11 protein-coding genes are annotated in these 16,473 nt (G+C 69.4%); 1 reads left to right on the top strand and 10 read right to left on the bottom strand.

The genetic code is table 11. The annotated features are described in order from the left end of the window. Nucleotides 1–229: 229 nt before the first annotated feature. On the top strand, nt 230–1,966 hold the full coding sequence (locus AC6I0Y_RS03365) for a polysaccharide deacetylase family protein (protein ID WP_497733096.1): 1,737 nt from the start codon (nt 230–232) through the stop codon (nt 1,964–1,966). Nucleotides 1,967–2,028: 62 nt separating this feature from the next. Here the strand turns inward: AC6I0Y_RS03365 and AC6I0Y_RS03360 are convergent, their stop codons facing one another. The 10 genes from AC6I0Y_RS03360 to AC6I0Y_RS03315 form a co-directional block, all read right to left on the bottom strand. After that, nucleotides 2,029–3,804, bottom strand: a complete 1,776-nt coding sequence (locus AC6I0Y_RS03360) for a DNA repair protein RecN (RefSeq protein ID WP_497733093.1) — start codon at nt 3,802–3,804, stop codon at nt 2,029–2,031. A 1,095-nt stretch (nt 3,805–4,899) separates the two neighbouring features. Then, complete coding sequence (gene uvrB, locus AC6I0Y_RS03355) at nt 4,900–7,050, bottom strand: excinuclease ABC subunit UvrB (protein WP_160709884.1); 2,151 nt, start codon at nt 7,048–7,050, stop codon at nt 4,900–4,902. Between the two features lie 171 nt (nt 7,051–7,221). Beyond that, entirely contained in the window at nt 7,222–7,752 is a 531-nt protein-coding gene (locus AC6I0Y_RS03350) for a hypothetical protein (protein ID WP_497733091.1), read from the bottom strand. Further along, on the bottom strand, nt 7,749–8,294 hold the full coding sequence (locus tag AC6I0Y_RS03345; protein ID WP_497733089.1) for a DUF6036 family nucleotidyltransferase: 546 nt from the start codon (nt 8,292–8,294) through the stop codon (nt 7,749–7,751). The genes AC6I0Y_RS03350 and AC6I0Y_RS03345 overlap by 4 nt, the downstream gene beginning before the upstream one ends. Nucleotides 8,295–8,437: 143 nt before the next feature. After that, nucleotides 8,438–9,037: a dephospho-CoA kinase gene (coaE, locus tag AC6I0Y_RS03340; protein WP_497733087.1), complete on the bottom strand. Its 600-nt coding sequence runs from the start codon at nt 9,035–9,037 to the stop codon at nt 8,438–8,440. After that, nucleotides 9,038–10,180: a tRNA 2-thiouridine(34) synthase MnmA gene (gene mnmA / locus AC6I0Y_RS03335; RefSeq protein ID WP_497733085.1), complete on the bottom strand. Its 1,143-nt coding sequence runs from the start codon at nt 10,178–10,180 to the stop codon at nt 9,038–9,040. Between the two features lie 266 nt (nt 10,181–10,446). Then, the gene (rpsA, locus tag AC6I0Y_RS03330; protein ID WP_160709882.1) at nt 10,447–11,649 is read right to left on the bottom strand and encodes a 30S ribosomal protein S1; all 1,203 of its coding nucleotides are present in this window, start codon (nt 11,647–11,649) and stop codon (nt 10,447–10,449) included. A gap of 248 nt (nt 11,650–11,897) precedes the next feature. After that, nucleotides 11,898–12,146, bottom strand: a complete 249-nt coding sequence (locus tag AC6I0Y_RS03325) for a TIGR03905 family TSCPD domain-containing protein (RefSeq protein WP_160709881.1) — start codon at nt 12,144–12,146, stop codon at nt 11,898–11,900. A gap of 111 nt (nt 12,147–12,257) precedes the next feature. After that, on the bottom strand, nt 12,258–12,953 hold the full coding sequence (locus AC6I0Y_RS03320) for a hypothetical protein (protein WP_497733644.1): 696 nt from the start codon (nt 12,951–12,953) through the stop codon (nt 12,258–12,260). 1,042 nt (nt 12,954–13,995) lie between these two features. Beyond that, entirely contained in the window at nt 13,996–16,326 is a 2,331-nt protein-coding gene (locus tag AC6I0Y_RS03315; protein WP_497733083.1) for an efflux RND transporter permease subunit, read from the bottom strand. Between the last annotated feature and the right edge of the window lie 147 nt (nt 16,327–16,473).

Genomic DNA, 16,473 nt, shown 5'->3' with positions numbered 1-16,473 from the left:
TTCAATTGCTGAAGCGCACTTTACCACAACGAGCCGCCGGAGCAAGCACTCATTTCGGCAACAAGCGCCGATCGGGAGGGTCAGGAGTGAAAAACGGCACCTGACCTCCCTTAATTTTCTGCATCTTTTTGCCGTTGCCAGTAGAAAGTCGCGCGCGGATATGCTGAAATAGCGAAAGTTAGCCTAAATTGACGGCCGTGCGGCCGAGACCATGGGAAGAGGAACGTCGATGCCCCAGCAGAACAACCCCCGCAACGGCGCCCGCGTCCGGCGGGGACGCTACGCCGCCCCCGTGACGGGGGGCGCCCCGCAGCAGGCGGCCGGCGCCTCGGGGGCCGTCGCCGCAGGACGAGAGGCCGCGGGCGCCCAGCCCGAGAGCGCCGCTGCGCCCGCCGCCGAGCACCAGGCGGCCGCAGCCGGAGGCCGGGGGCGCCATGCCGCGCCCGCGGCGCGCGGCGGCCAGCCGCCGGAGGCCTGGGGCGCGCCGGGAGACGCCGCTCCCTCCCCTGCCGACGACACAGACTTCGAGTTCGTCGAGGACGAGCCGGCCGAGCGGCCGCTGCCAGGCAACCCACGCGACCGGGTGACGGTCGGTTCGCGCCTTGGCGACGAGGCGCACGGCGGCCGCGGCATCGTCATCCAGCCGGGCGCCACCGGTTCCACGCCCGTCATCGGCGTGGACACCGCGCATGCCCGCGTGGTTCCGCGCGCTGACGGCGACGAGCCCCTGCGCCAGGCCACCCCCACCCCACACCTCCAGGGCGCGCTCGAGGGGGCGGTCGCCCTGCCCGACGTGCGCCGCCGCAACCGCTCCAGGCGGCCGTCGAAGGCGCTCGTCGCCGTGGCGGCGCTCGTGGTGGCGGTCGTGGGCGTGGGCGCCTACCTGCTTCTCAACCCGCCGTTCATGAGCCTCACCGTCAACGGCGAGACCATCCAGGTGCCCGGCGACACCACCCTCGACGCCCTCATCGAGAAGGGCACCGTCAGCCCCACGCCCGGCAACCTGCTGGCCGTGGACGGCAGCCTGCTTCAGGAGGGGGGCGGCAAGCGCTTCACCGCCGTGCTCAACGGCGAGCCCTGGGAGGACGGCGCCGCCAGGCTTCCCCGCGACGCCGCGCTCTCCGTGACCGACGGCGCTGACGCGACCGAAGATTACGCCGAGGAGGAGGTGTCGGCCCCGCCGACCATCGAGTTCTCGGGCGTCGGCGCCATCCACGCCTACGCCGGGTCGGGCGCAGCCGGCAAGGCCCTGCGCCGCACGGGCGCCGTCTCCGGCCTGACGGTGGACGAGGTGGTGTCCGAGCCGGTCGGCGAGGTCGTGAAGAAGTACAACGCCGACACCGGCGGCGACAAGGTGGTGGCCCTCACCTTCGACGACGGGCCCTGGCCCGACTCGACCAGCGCCATCCTCGACATTCTGGCGGAGAATGACGCGAAGGCCACGTTCTTCACCATCGGCCAGCAGATCAGCGGCGGCAATGCGGATGTCGTCAAGCGCGCCCATGATGCAGGCCACCAGATCAGCAGCCACAGCTACGACCACGCGAGCGCCGGCGACGGCCGCGGGGTGGACATGGGCCGCCAAACGCCCCAGGAGCAGGTGGACGAGGTGCTCAAGGGCTACGAGGCCATCGAAGCCGCCACGGGCGCGGCGGCAAGCCACGCCTTCCGCACCCCGGGCGGCAACTTCAGCGCCGAGACGGCGCAGATACTCCAACCGCACATCACCGCGGAGATCGGCTGGAACATCGACACCGAGGACTGGCGGCGTCCGGGCGCCCAGGCCATCGCTGACCGCATCAAGCAGGCCAAGCCCGGCAGCATCATTCTCATGCACGACGGCGGCGGCGACCGCTCCCAGACGGTGGAGGCCCTGCGCCAGGCGCTTCCCTACCTCAAGGAGCAGGGCTATCGCTTCGTCACCATCGACGAGCTTCTGGCCTACAACGACCCGGCGCAGATGTAGGAATAACGTGATGGGGGGCCGCCGCGCTGTCGGCAGCCCCCCATCGTTATGCGACGCCTCCCCTATGACGCGGCAGCCAGCATCTCGCGGGCGTGGGCGAGGGAGGTCTCCGTGGCGTCGCCGGAGAGCATGCGGGCCAGCTCAGCCTCGCGGTCTGCCCCGGACACCTCGCGCAGGGTAGTCTCGGGCGCCTCGGCATCGGACTTCTCCACCACGTAGTGGGTGTCAGCCCATGCTGCCACCTGGGCCAGATGGGTCACGACGATGACCTGGTGGGTGCGCGCCAGATCGGCCAGCACCCGGGCCAGCGCTACGGCCGTCGCCCCACCAACGCCGGCATCCACCTCGTCGAAGATGAGCGTGTCCACCTCATCATGGGCGCCGAGCACCACCTTGACGGCCAGCATGACGCGGCTCACCTCGCCGCCTGACGCGATGCGGGCGAGGGGACGCGCCTGCATGCCGGCACCGGGGCGGAAGAAGAACTCTACGGCGTCAGGCCCCGCCTTCGACCAGCGCGAACGCTTGAGCAAATCGACCTGGCACTCAAGGGCGGCGCTGCCCATCTCAAGGCGCTCCATGACGGCGCTCACGGCTGCGGCGAAGGCCGGCGCGGCGGCGGCACGGGCGAGGTGCAGGGCGTCCGCGGCGACGGCGAGCGCCTCCTCGGCGGCGTCAAGGCGCTCGCGGGCCTCGCGGCGCACGCGGTCGGCGTCATCGACGGAGGCCACAAGCTCCGCCGCCTCGTCCCGCCGGGCGAGCACGTCCTCCAAGCGCGGGCCCCAGCTGCGCAGAAGCCCCTGGAAGGCCGCAGCGCGCTCCTGGGCAGCCGCCAGCTCGGCCGGGTCGAATTCCACGTCCTCGGCGTAGGAGGCCATGTCGCGCGCCACGTCCTCCACGATGAAGCCGGCCTCGCGCAGGGACTGGGCATAGGCGCCGAGCGCCTCGTCGTGGCGCGCCGCATCCTCCAGCAAAGAGGCCGCCGCGCCCAGGGCGTCGAGGGCTCCCCCCTCGCCAGCCAATCCCTCGCTCGCGCCGTGGGCGGCTCGGGCAAGGGCCTCGGCGTTCTCCGTGCGGGAGAGGTAGGCCACGAGCTCCTCGTATTCTCCCTCCTGCGGGTTCACGGCCTCTATCTGGGAGAGGGCGAAACGCGCCTCGTCGAGGGCGGTTGCCGAGGCGCTCGCCGCCTCGCACACGCGCTCATAGGCTGCCGCAGCGCTGACGGCGTCGGTCCAGGCGGCGCCCCATGCAGCGCGCGCCTCGGCAACCGCCGCGCCTCCCCAGGCGTCGAGAAGCCGGCCGTGGGAGGAGGACGCCATGAGCGCCTGATGCTCGTGCTGGCCGCACAGGTCGATGGAGGGCCCCACGCGCTCGGCCAGCTCAGTGACGCTCGCCATGGCGCCGTTGAGCGTCACGCGGCTGCGCCCGTCCGCCGAGAGCCGCCGCGTGACCACCAGCTCGAGGTCATCGCCGGCCTCGGCGCCGTCCTCCTCGCCACGCGCGCCCGAACCGGCGTGCCCGGCAGATGTCGCAGGCGATGCGGCGCCCGACGCCGCGCCGCGAGAGGCGCCTCTGATGTCCGCCGAGGGCGCCAGGCCATCGGGAGCACCTCCCGCGAGCGACGCGCGCAGGTAGAACCGCCCGCTCACGCGCGCGGCGGCGCTCCCCTCGCGCACGGCGCCCTTGTCGGCACGCGCCCCCATGAGCAGCTTGGCCGCCGAGAGCAGCGCCGTCTTGCCGGCGCCGGTCTCGCCCGTGAGCACGGTGAGATGCGCCGAGGGCGTCATGGATGCCGACCGGATGAGGGCCACGTCCTCCACTTGTATCTCGTCGATCATGGTGCCTCCTTCAGGCGCCTTGCCTTTCGCGCCTAGCTTATCGCAGCCCTGTCGAAACGCAGGGCAAACCGACCCGTTCCGGCCAAAACGGCCACGGTTTACGCACGCTAGGCCAGCGATCCCGCGTAAACCGTGGCCGTTTTGGCCCGATTTGCCCTTGTTTGCGCGTTCTCACGCGTAAATCATAGCCTTTTTGGCCAGAAATCCGCCATCCCCCGCCTTTGCCCGAACTGCGACCACGACGGCACGCGCGGGCAGGCCGACGCCGAGGGACCGGCCCCCGGATCGCAGCCCCCCGCCCCGCGTGAGTCAGCCCCCTCCGGGGCCCGGCCCCGCGCCGCGCGAATCGCCCTCCCGAGGCCCGAGCGCCGTTCCGCGTGCCCCAAGCCGCCGCCATGGTTCCGGATAGGGACGCGCCAGGGAGCGGGGGCATCCGGAAGCCCTCCCCTGCGAGCAAGGCCGGCTTCAGCGAAGGCCGGCCCTCTGCAGGTTCTCGCGGGCTGGGCACAGGATCCCGGCCCCAGCGGACGGCACTCCGGACCCGAGCCCCGCTCCGCGTGAGTCAGCCCCTCCGGGCCCTCCCCCGTTCAACGCGAATCAGCCCTCCGGGACTCGCCCCGCTCCGCGCGAATCGGCCCTCCGGAACCAGACCCCCGCTCCGAGCACCCGCAACGTCCCCGAGGCCACGCCCCGCATCCCGCGCTGGCGCATCAGCCCCCTCCCCGAGGGGCCGACTAGCACCCAGGCCACCAGAACGGCTGCCCCCCAAGATCGCATCCCGCACCCGTCCAGCGCGCGCCCGCCTCCCCCGCACGCATCAGCGCGACGAGCCGCCGCTCGCCAGACCGGACGCAACACCCCTTTGCACGACGCCCGCCAAGCCTCGGACGCGCGCAGAAGGGACACCACGCCCCTTTACGGCAAACGGCTTCACCGGCCTTGACGCCAACGCCTCCGTCGCCGCGATCCGCAGCCCCCGCCGACCGCACGCCCAGCAGGGCCGCAGGACTCCGGTGATACGCCCCCTCAGGACGCCCACGCCCCGCCAACGAGGCCAGCAGGAGCTCCTCGCGTCATCCGCCCCAGGACCGCGCGCTACGAGCGGCGGGAGCTGCCGTAGGCAGCGTGCTTGCGATTGCCGTAGGCGCTCCCCTTGCGAGCCGTCTTACGCAGATCCTTCAGCACATCGTCCTCGCTCTGGCCCTCGACGCTCGCGCGCAGCTTCACCACCTGGTCGCGCAGGCGTGCGGCCTCCTCGAAGTCCATGTCGCGCGAGGCTGCGGCCATGTCGTCCTCCATCGACGAGATGATGCGCAGCACCTCCTCGCGCGAGAGCTCCGCGAGCTCCTTGTTCACCTGCTCGGCCGTGACCGATCCGGCCTCATCGGCCACGTAGCCCATGATGTCGTTGATGGCCTTGCGGATGGTCTGCGGCTCGATGCCGTGCTCCTCGTTGTAGGCCATCTGTATCTCGCGACGACGCCGCGTCTCGGTGATGGCGCGGTCCATGGAATCGGTGATGCGGTCGGCGTACATGATGACCTGGCCCGACACGTTACGGGCCGCGCGCCCGATGGTCTGGATGAGCGAGCGGTGGTTGCGGAGGAACCCCTCTTTGTCGGCGTCGAGGATGGCCACGAGCGACACCTCGGGCAAGTCAAGGCCCTCGCGCAGGAGGTTGATGCCCACGAGCACGTCGAACTCGCCGCGACGCAGGGCCGAGAGTATCTCCACGCGCTCGAGCGTGGCGATGTCCGAGTGCATGTAGCGGGCGCGCACCCCCTGGTCGAGCAGGTGGTCGGTCAGGTCCTCCGCCATCTTCTTGGTAAGCGTGGTGATGAGCACGCGCTCATCGCGGGCCGCGCGCTCCTTCGCCTCGTCGATGATGTCGTCGATCTGGCTCGCGCTCGTACGCACGACGATCTCCGGATCGAGCAGGCCCGTCGGGCGGATGATCTGCTCCACCTGGGCCTGGGACACCTTCTCCTCGTAGTCGCCCGGGGTGGCCGACACGTAGACGAACTGCGGCACGCGCTGCTCGAACTCATCGAAGCGCAAGGGGCGGTTGTCCAGGCAGCTCGGCAGACGGAACCCGTGCTCGGCTAGGGTGATCTTGCGCGAGCGATCGCCCTCGTGCATGCCGCGGATCTGCGGGACGGTGACGTGGGACTCGTCGATGATGCAGAGGAAGTCGCGCGGGAAGTAGTCGATGAGCGTGTAGGGCGGCTCGCCCGGCTCGCGCCCGTCGAGGTGGCGCGAGTAGTTCTCGATGCCGGAGCAGAAGCCCATGGTCTCGAGCATCTCCAAATCGTAGTTGACGCGCATCTCCAGGCGCTGGGCCTCGAGGAGCTTGCCGTCCTCGTTGAACTGCGCCAGGCGCTCGCGCAGCTCGTCCTGGATGGTGCGGATGGCGCGATCCATCTTGGGGCGCGCGGTGACGTAGTGCGACGCCGGCCAGATGGGCAGCGCCTCATAGGTCTGCAGCACCTCGCCGGTGACGTGGTCGACCTCGGCTATCTCCTCGATCTCATCCCCCCAGAACTCGATGCGCAGCGGGTTGTCGGCATAGGGCGGGAACACGTCGAGCGCATCCCCGCGCACGCGGAACGTGCCGCGCTTGAGCTCGTAGTCGTTGCGATCGTACTGGATGTCGATGAGGTCGTGAATCACGTCGTCCCGGTCGGCCGGAACCTCCTTGTCCACGAACACGGCCATGCCCGCGTAGTCCATGGGGCTGCCGATGCCGTAGATGCAGCTCACCGACGCCACCACGATGACGTCGCGGCGGCTGAGCAGGGCGCTCGTAGCCGCATGGCGCAGCTTCTCCACCTCTTCGTTGATGGAGGCGTCCTTCTCGATGAAGGTGTCCGACGCCGGCACGTAGGCCTCAGGCTGGTAGTAGTCGTAGTAGGAGACGAAGTAGACGACGGCGTTGTTGGGGAAGAACTCCTTGAGCTCGGCGGCGAGCTGGGCCGCGAGCGTCTTGTTCGGCGCCAGAACCAAGGTGGGCTTCTGCACGGCCTCGATGGTCTTGGCCATGGTGAAGGTCTTGCCCGAGCCCGTCACGCCGAGCAGCGTCTGGTAGCGCAGCCCCTCCTCGATGCCGGCGGCGAGCTTGCGCACCGCCTCGGGCTGATCGCCCGACAGCTCGAAGGGCGAGGTCACTTTGAGCGGCGTAGACGCCAGGCGCACCTCGGGCAGCTTCCCCTCCATGGCCACGCCCTCCAAGTTGGAAAGATGAGACATCCCGCCTCCTCGCCTCAGTTCAAACGTACAGTTGTTCTACTATACCATAAGAGCTTGGAAAAGGAGGCGGGATGGAGAACTCGTCACAGAGGCGCTACAGGGCGGCCTGGTAGTCCTCCCACCAGGCACGCCGCCGGACTTCTCCGGGGGGGGGTGGCAGGTCAGGCACGATCAGTCCTGCGTCTCGGCCAGCTGCCGATAGGCCCGCATCGCCGTATCCCGGCTCATCTTGGTCATATCCCCGCTCATAAATGCGTAGAAGTTTCCCTTGTTGAGCCCCAGCACGCGGCAGGCCTGCGCACGGCTGAGGCCGTGTCGGTCGAGTTCCTGCGCAATCGCCCGCTGGATTCCGGGCATCATCTCCCGATCTCTCTGCAGGCGCGTCGACTCGCTTCTCCACGCATTCCATACCTTACGGTACCGGCTGGCCTCGGGAAGGCCCCCAAGCCACCGGGCCACGTCTCCGCCCGATGCCCTCAGGTCAGCGGCGGCCCTCTCGTAGGCCGCCTCATAGTCGGTGCCGCGGGCGAGGCGGAGGAGGTATCCCTCGCGGCCGTCCGCCACCGCAAACAGGAAGACCGCCTCGCACGCGCGCGGCGCGCCCTCCCTCACCGCCTTGAAGAGCCTCTTCAGGCTCGTTGTCCCGCACCCCGTCAGCTCTTGGCAATACGCGAGCAGAAAGCTCCTGAGCGACCGGCTCATGCCAACCACCCGTCCCGATACTCCCCGTAATGGAACAGCAGGTTCTGATACTCGCGATCCTTCTCCGGATCGGCGATGCGCGACGCGGCCGCTTCGCCAGGATCGAGGACGAGGCGCTCCAGGAGATCTCGGTCAAGAGCATCCAGGAACGCCGCGCTGGTGAGGTCGGCCCTATCCGGCGCCTCCCATCGGTACAGCTTCATCACCGCAAGATCCTCGGGCGAGGGGGTGAAGACTCTCATTGACCGGAAGGCCTCGCCCACCTCGACCAGGCGATCCTCGAAGTTGTAGAGAAGGCACGTGCAGTAGGCCTGGCATCCCATGTTGAAGTCAGGGTCTTCGAGCAGAAATGCCCTAAGGGCGTCCTCGACCGCCAGGACGTCGACGTCCTTCGTCGCCGGCTTGGCAGAAAGCTGCTGCAGAAGGAGGGCGCTGCCTCCGACGATCACCACCGTCGCCTTTCGTCCCTCGGGCACCTCGCCAGAGAAGAATGCGTTCTCGTCGATGCGCCGCAGCTTGGCGAGCACCCCTTCCCTATCCACGGCCCCTCCTTCCTAAATAGTATTATTGAATACTAATAATACTATAGAAGAAAGGCAACCTCTAGGCAAAGGAGCGGACGAAGAACGCGAGGGGGGCCGGACATGTGCCCGGCCCCCCTCGCGTTTCGGTTATCACAGAGGCGCTACAGGGCGGCCTGGTAGTCCTCCCACCAGGCGATGACCTTGTTGCGGAGCTCCTCTTTGGTGCCGTCGTTGCTGAAGACCACGTCGGAGGCCTCGATGCGATCGGCGTCGGTGATCTGGCGAGCGATACGGCGGCGCACGTCGGCCTCATCAAAGCCGGAGGCCACGGCGCGCTCGATGCGCAGATCGAGCGGCGCGAGCACGGCCAGCACCACGTCAGCCGAGTAGGCCAGCGACATCTCGCGGTTCTTGAAGACGGAGTACTCCACCACCACCGCGTCGTTGCCCTTGGCCTCGAGCTGGGCAAGCAGGTCGGTGTAGACCTCCTCGATGCGCGGCATGGTGATGCGGTTAAGCTTGCGCGTGTCGGCCGGGGACACGAACGCGCGGACGGCCACCGCGCTGCGGATGACCTCGCCGTCGGCGTCGAGCACGTCAGCGCCGAAGGTCTCGGCCAGCTCCTCCTTCACCGTATCCCACTTGAGCACCTGATGGCCCACCTCGTCCAGGTCGATGTAGGGCAGCCCCGCGTCCACGAGGGCCTGGCGCGCCGTGGACTTGCCCGCGCCCATGCCGCCCACCACGAATATCTTCCTCATCTATCCGACCTCCTCGATCACGGCGCCCCCCAGCACGGTGGAGCCTTGGTAGAACACTGCCCACTGACCGGGCGCCGTGAGCGGCTGCGGCTCGCGCAGCCGGACGGTCGCCCCGCCGTCTTCTCTGGGAACAATGATACACGCAGCCGGGCGCGATCGGTAACGAAGTTTCACCATGGCGTCGGCGGGGGCGTTCAAGCCGTCGACGGCCTGCCAGTTGACCGGCCCCGTCTCCACGCGCGCGAGCGTGGCCGCGGCAGCCGGGCCCACCACGAGCGCGTTGTCTGCCACGCGCTTGGCCAGCACGTAGTACGGCTCGGGGCCGGCCACGCCGATGCCCTTGCGCTGGCCGACGGTATAGCAGGCCAACCCCTGGTGACGCCCCACCTCGCGCCCGTCGGGCAGGAGGATGGGGCCCGGCTCAGCCGTGACGCCGCGGGCGGCGAGAAAGGCCCGGTAGCCCTGGGGCGCGAAGCAGATGTCTTGGCTCTCGGGCGCATCGGCGCAGGCCAGGCCCAGGTCGGCAGCGGCAGCGCGCACGGCCAGCTTGGTCATGCCACCCAGCGGCAGCACGAGCCGCGCGAGCTGGCCCTGCGTGAGGGCTGCCAGCATGTAGCTCTGATCCTTGGCGTGGTCGAGCGCGGCGAGCACCGCCCAGCGCCCGTCGGTCAGGTGCCCCACGCGCGCGTAGTGGCCCGTAGCGACCGCTGCGCAGCCCAGCTCGTCGGCGACAGCCAGAAGCGCCGGCAGCTTCACCGCGGCGTTGCAGCCCACGCACGGGCTCGGCGTGAGGCCCGCCGCGTAGGCCGCGGCGAAGGGCGCGGCCACAGCTCGCTCGAAGAGCCCTTCGCGCGCTATCACGTGGTGCTCGGCGCCCAGGCGCGCGCAGACCCCCGCAGCGGTCTCGGCTGCAGCGCGGGCCTCAGGCGTGTCCTGCAGCACGAGGGTGACGCCTGCCACCTCATAGCCCTCGGCCTGAAGCGCCGCCACAGCCACCGAGCTGTCCACTCCCCCGCTCATGCCGAGCGCCACGCGGCAGCGCGCTGCGGGCGCGCCCGCAGCTGTGACGGCTGCCATCGAGGCGCTCCCCGCTGCGTCTGCCGCCGGGGCGCTCCCAGCCCCCTCGCTCCGCTCCTCGGCCATAACAGCCCCCTTTCCACGAAAACCGGGCTCGCTTTGCAAATTTCGACGGTTTTGCACTCGCAGGTTGGCCGCCAACGCCGTCTTGAGTTGCTCCGGATTGACGCGACCAGGGGAAACACCGCGAAATCGACTCCCCAGGGGCGTCCTCGGCACCCCAGCCGTGGGCGCAAGAGTGCAAAACCGTCGAAATTTGCATCCTGCGACGAAAAAAGAGGGGCGGAGCACTCGGCCCCGCCCCTCGCAAAGGACTTGCTCGCCCGCGGCGACTACTCGGCGGCAGTCTCCTCGGTCTTCTCGGCGCGCTCCTTCTTGCGCTTGGCCGGGCGCTCCTCGGCCTGGATGGACTCGTCCACCTCGATCTCGTAGCCGAGCTCCTCGGCAGCAGCCTTCATCGACAGGGAGATACGGCGACGATCCGGGTTGATCTCCATGACCTTGACCTTCACCTCGTCGCCAGCCTTGACGACCTGGGCCGGGGTGTCGATGTGACGGCCGGCCATCTCGGAGATGTGCACGAGGCCCTCGATGGAATCGCCGAGCGCGATGAACGCGCCGAAGGGCACGATCTTGGTGACCTTGCCGTCGACGATGGTGCCCACGGGGTAGGACTCGACCAGCTTGATCCAGGGATCCTCGGTGGTCTGCTTGAGGCCGAGCGAGATGCGCTCACGCTGCAGATCGACGTCGAGCACCTCGACCTCCACCTCGTCGCCCACCTTGACGACCTCGGAGGGATGGTTGACGTGGTTCCAGGACAGCTCGGAGATGTGCACCAGGCCGTCGATGCCGCCCAGATCCACGAAGGCGCCGAAGTCCACGATGGAGGAGACGGTGCCCTTGAGGCGCATGCCCTTGGAGAGCTTGGAGAGGATCTCGGCGCGCTCGTTCTTGCGGCCCTCCTCCAGCAGCACGCGGCGGGACAGCACGACGTTGTTGCGGTTGCGGTCCATCTCGATGACGCGGGCCTCGATCTCGGTGCCCAGGTACATGTCGAGGTCCTTCACGCGGCGCAGGTCCACGAGGGAGGCAGGCAGGAAGCCGCGCAGGCCGATGTCGAGGATGAGGCCGCCCTTGACCACCTCGATGACCTCGCCGGTGACGACCTCACCGGCCTTGAACTTCTCCTCGACGCGGATCCAGGCGCGCTCGTACTCGGCGCGCTTCTTGGAAAGGATCAGGCGACCGTCCTTGTCCTCCTTCTGAAGGACCAGGGCCTCGATCTTATCGCCCAGGCTGACGATGTCAGCCGGGTCGGCGTCCTTGCGGATGGACAGCTCGCGGGAGGGGATGACGCCCTCGCTCTTGAAGCCGATGTCCACGAGCACCTCATCGTGCTCCAGCTTGACGACGGTGCCGTCGACGAGATCGCCCTCGTCGAAGTCGGTCAGCGTGCCGTCGATCATCTCGTTCATCTGCTCGTCGGAGATGTCGGAGAAGTCGATTACGGACGTGTTCTTGATTTCGGTCAAAACGGACCCCTTTCGAACATTACATTCTGGGGACCCTTCGTCATGATTGATTGATGCTTGCCATGTTCGCTTGCACGAGCTTGCTCAGGACGGTCAATAAAACATGTCTCGGGGGCCAACAGATACCTACTCCTGCGGGTTTTCCGCAAGTTTGGCTAGTATATCACGGCTACGCGGGGGGTTTTCGAGAATTTCACCGCTTTGCGAGGGAATTCGCGCCCGCGCCATAAACGCGCCGCGCGTGACCCCTAGGACTGGGCGCGCGCCTCCTCGAGGGCGTAGGTCATCTGGTCGGCGCAGGAGGTGGCGCGCGGGCCGCAGGTGTTGCCGCGCAAAAGCGCGACCACGTCGTCGACGCGCTGGCCGGCCACGAGCTTGGCGATGGCCTTCAGGTTGCCGTCGCAGCCGCCGGTGAAGCGGATCTCCTTGATGATGTCGCCGTCGAGCTCGACCTCGATGAGCTTGGAGCAGACGCCCCGGGGTCGGAAGGTGTGCATGTCGGTTCCTCTCGTTCGCCTTGCCTTTCCTCAGGGCGCCATTGTGACACAAGCCATCGGCGACGCGAATGGCGGGGCGCGCGAAAGCGGGGCGCGGACGACCCGCCGGCGTTAGGAGAACAGGGCGACCAGGCGGTCGAGGATGGTGGGCTCGGGTTCCGGTTCCGGCTCCGGCTCGGGCTCCGGCTCGGGCTCCACCGGGGCGATGGCCATCACGAACTGCACGGCCGCCACCGACTGGTTGCGTGTGTCGACGAAAGACGCGGGCTCGAAGGCGGGAAACTCGTAATCGGCCATGAGCTCGTCCATCGAGGCGCGCATGCGCGCCGGCAGGTCGGCCGTCTCGCCGGCGAGCTGCCCTGCGCCCGCGGAGAGCGAGCCGGCGCCGGAGGCCAGCTGCCCGATGCCTCCGGCCAGCGCATCGGCCCCGCCCACGAGCGCGCGGGCGCCCGCAGCCGCCTGTCCCGCGCCGCCGGCGTAGGCGGAAAGCCCCTGGTCGAAGGAGCGGTACTGGGCGGCTAGCTGGCTAAGGCCGGCCGACAGCTCGGCCAGCTGGCCGAGGGCCGCGGCCGGGTCCGCCTCCTCAAGCCCCGCGGCGACCGCGCGCAGCGACGCCGCGAAGAACGCCGGCGAGCCCTTGGTCGCCGCATCGCCGCCGAACACGGCCAGCAGCTGGCGGGTGCCGTCAAAGGCCCCCTTCACGGCCTGGTAGGTGCCGCGGGCGCGCTGGGCAGCCTCGTAAGTGCGCGCCAGCTCGGCGGCCGTGGCAGCGTCGGCGGGGTTGCCCGACTTCTGAGCCGCCGCCATGAGCGAGCCGATCTGCTCCGGGGTGAGCGTGCCCTCCGGGATGGCGGCCAGCGCGCCGTCGAGCGCGGCGAGCGCAGAGCCGAAGCCGTCGCGCACCGCGGCGGACTGCGCGCCCAGGTCATCAAGGCCCCCGGCAAGCGAGCGCAGCGCCGGCGCCAGCTGCCCAAGCTCCTCGACGCACGAGAAGTCAGCGCCCGCAAGACCCGCGGACAGCGCGTCAAGGGCGCCCGCGATCTGCGCCGACGCAGACGTCAGGCTGCCCGAGGAAGCCGCCAGCGCGTCGAGCCCCTCGGAGAGGGCCCGCGTGCCGTCCCGCAGGCTCGCGCCGCCCTCCGCGAGCGAGCCCGCCCCCAAGGCGAGCGAGGCCGTGCCCTCGTCGAGCGCGGAGATGGCGTCGGCGAGGTGGCCCATCTGCCCCTCCAGGTCGGACGCGTCGGGCATCTCCACCACCGTGGCGTAGGGCAGCGCCGCCAGCTGGGCGCCGGCGAGCGCGAAGTCCTCGACGTGCCCGGTGAACGTGAAGTCGCCGTCGCGCCCCGGCAGCAGGGTGAAGGCCACCGTCTTATCCGCGCCGGCCATCGCCACCACGGCCCCATCGGCGCGCACGTCAGTCCAGGCCTCGCCGTCGAGCGTGAACGTCGCCTGCACCATATAGCTCTCGGCGAAGGCGGGGTCGGCATCGGGGTTGCGCGTCACCGTGAGGCGCACCTCGGCGTCGCCCGACTTGCCCGCGATCTGTTCCGGCGTCATCTTCTGCCCGTTCAGGCGATAGGACACCGCCACGTCCCACGGCAGCGTCGCCGCGGCGGGGGCGGTGCCCTGGTAGGAGAAGACGCCCTCCTCGACCGTCGCCTCAACGCCCTCCGAGGCGTCGGCCCCGTTCGTCGCCGGCCGAAGGGCCTGGCCGGTGAGGCTCGCGCGCTCGTCGTAGGCGCCCCAGTCCGTGACGAGGCCCGCCGCGGACACGTCGAAGCGGTTCACCACGTAGACGCCCTCAGGCGCGCCCTCGGCCGACAGGTTGGCGTAGACCACCTCGGTCTTCTCAAACGCGGCAGGCTCGGAGGCGGCCGGCGCGCCCGCAGAGCCGGCGGGCGCATCGTCCCCGCGGGCCAGCGCAGGGCCGAGCCCGGTGAGCACGAGCGAGAGGGCGAGCAGGCCGGCCAGGCCGGCGCGGGAGAACAGGGGCTTGCTCATGAGGCGTCTCCTTCTTCGGAAAACGGGCGCGCGGCACGGGGCCGGGAGCGGGAACGGCGGCAGCGAGCGCGGGCGCGGCAGCGGGCGCGGGCGCGGGGACGGGCCCTCCCGCCCCGGACTCCGCGCGGAAAAAGCCGCTCCGCCAGGTGGTGCGACGGATGAGGCCGTCGCCGTAGACGAGCAGCGCGGGCAGGAAGCACGTGACCATGCCCAGCGAGATGAGCGCGCCGCGGCCGAGCAAAAGGCCCAGGCTCGCCACGGCGCCGATGGACGACGACACCGCCAGCGCGAAGCCGGCCGTGGCCAGGATGCCGGCCGACACCAGGATCGACGGGAACGCCTCGCCGAGCGCCGCGAACACGGCCTGGCGCGCCGGCATGCGGCGGCGATGAGCCAGGTAGTGCGACGTGAGCAGGATTCCGTAGTCGATGGTGGCACCCAGCTGGACGGTGTTGACGACCAGGTAGCCGATGAAGTTCACCTTGGTGCCCATGAAGTACGGAATGGCCAGGTTGATCCAGATGCCGCACTCGATGGCCAGCAGCAGCGCCACGGGCAGCCCGAGGGAGCGGAAGGTGACCGCCACCACCAGGAAGATGGCGATGACGGCCACGAGGCTCACCACCACGTTGTCCACGGCCACGATGCCCTTCATGTCGTAGAGGTTGGCCGACTGGCCCGCCGCGTAGAATTCGCCATAGCGCGCAGCGGCCGCGTCCTCCACCGCCTGCACGGCGGCGAACGCCTCGGCGCTCTCCACGTCGGTGTCGAGGTAGGCGATGATGCGCGCGTAGTCGTCAGAGTAGAACTGGCTGGTCACAGCCTCATCGAGGAACTCCGGCGGAATGTCCGCGCCTACCGTGGCCGCATATCCCATGACGCCCGTCACGTGGTCGAGCGCCGCCAGGTCGCGCGAGAGCGCCGCCTCGGCGCCGACGTCTCCCCGCGACACGAGCACGGCCACGGCGTTGGCCTGGCCGAACTCCTCCTGCACCATGAGCGTGTCGGCGCCCGCGCGCAACGTGGGATCGGCCACGTTGTTCTGGTAGGTGAACACCACGTTGGCCTGGCCGAGGAAGGCCGGCACCGCGAGCACCACCACCAGCGCGAGCACCGGAACGCGCACCCGCGCGAGCGGCGCGCCGATGCGGGCAAAGGAGGGCATGAGGGGGCGGTGGGTAGTGCGGTCGATGAGCTGGCAGAGGCACAGCGTGAGCGCCGGCAGGAACACCATGACCGTCACGAACGACAGCACGATGCCCTTCACCAGGTTGAACCCGAGGTCGGCGCCAATCTGGAACTGCATGAACGCGAGCGCCGCGAAGCCGAAGAGCGTCGTGGTGGCGCTCGCGGCGATGGTGCCGGCCGACGAGCGCACCGCGCGCGCCATGGCGCCCTCGATGCTGCCGCCGCGCCGCCGCTCGGCCGCGAAGGCGTGCAGCAGGAAGATGGCGTAGTCAAGCGACACGGCCAGCTGGAGGATGGGGCTCACCGAGAAGGTGACGAAGGACACCGAGCCCAGGAAAAGATTGGTGCCCATATTGATGAGGATGGACACGCCGATGGCGGCCAGGAACAGCACCGGCTCGATCCACGAGAGCGTAGAGACCACGAGCAAAAGCACGATGACGGGAACGACGATGGCGACGGCCTTGAGCACCTGGTCGACCATGGACTCCCGCATCTGGGCGGTGTCCATGGCCTCGCCGGCCACGGCGTTGCCGGGCCCCGCCTCGTCGACGAGGGCGCGCAGGGCCGCGATGGCAGAGCCCTCCTCCCCTTCGGTCACCGACACCTGGAACAGGGCGGCGCCGCCGCGGTAGTACTGCTCCACCGTCGCCTCGTCGAGGGCCGCAAGCGGCGTGGCCACATCCGCCACGTCATCGAGCCAGAGCACCGACTCCACGCCGGGAACGCGCGCGATGGCGTCCTTCAGCGCAAGCGCGCCGGGCACGTCCATATCGTGGACGAGAACGCTCGCATTGGGGATGGCCTGGTCGAACTCATCGGCCATGATGCGCACGGCATCGGTGGACTGGGCCTCGGGAGGCAGGTAGTCCACCATGTCGTAGTTGACCTTGACAAAGGGGATGAGCGCTGCGCACACGACGGCCACGGCGACGAATGCCGCCACCACGGCCCGTCGGCGGGCCAGCATCCCCGAGATGAGCTTGTCCATGGGAATAGCATACCAGTCGCGCCCAGCAGACGAGCGGACGCCGGACAAACCCCACGAACCACAGGCTGAGCGATGCCTCTCCGCGCATCGGATACGAGCAAATTGGCCAAAAACGACGACCTGACGACAGATAATCGGAGAATTCGC

This window comes from Adlercreutzia sp. St.1H8 (assembly GCF_059728655.1).
Note: the sequence above shows the minus strand (reverse complement) of the source record. Positions and strands in the feature narration are given on the sequence as shown.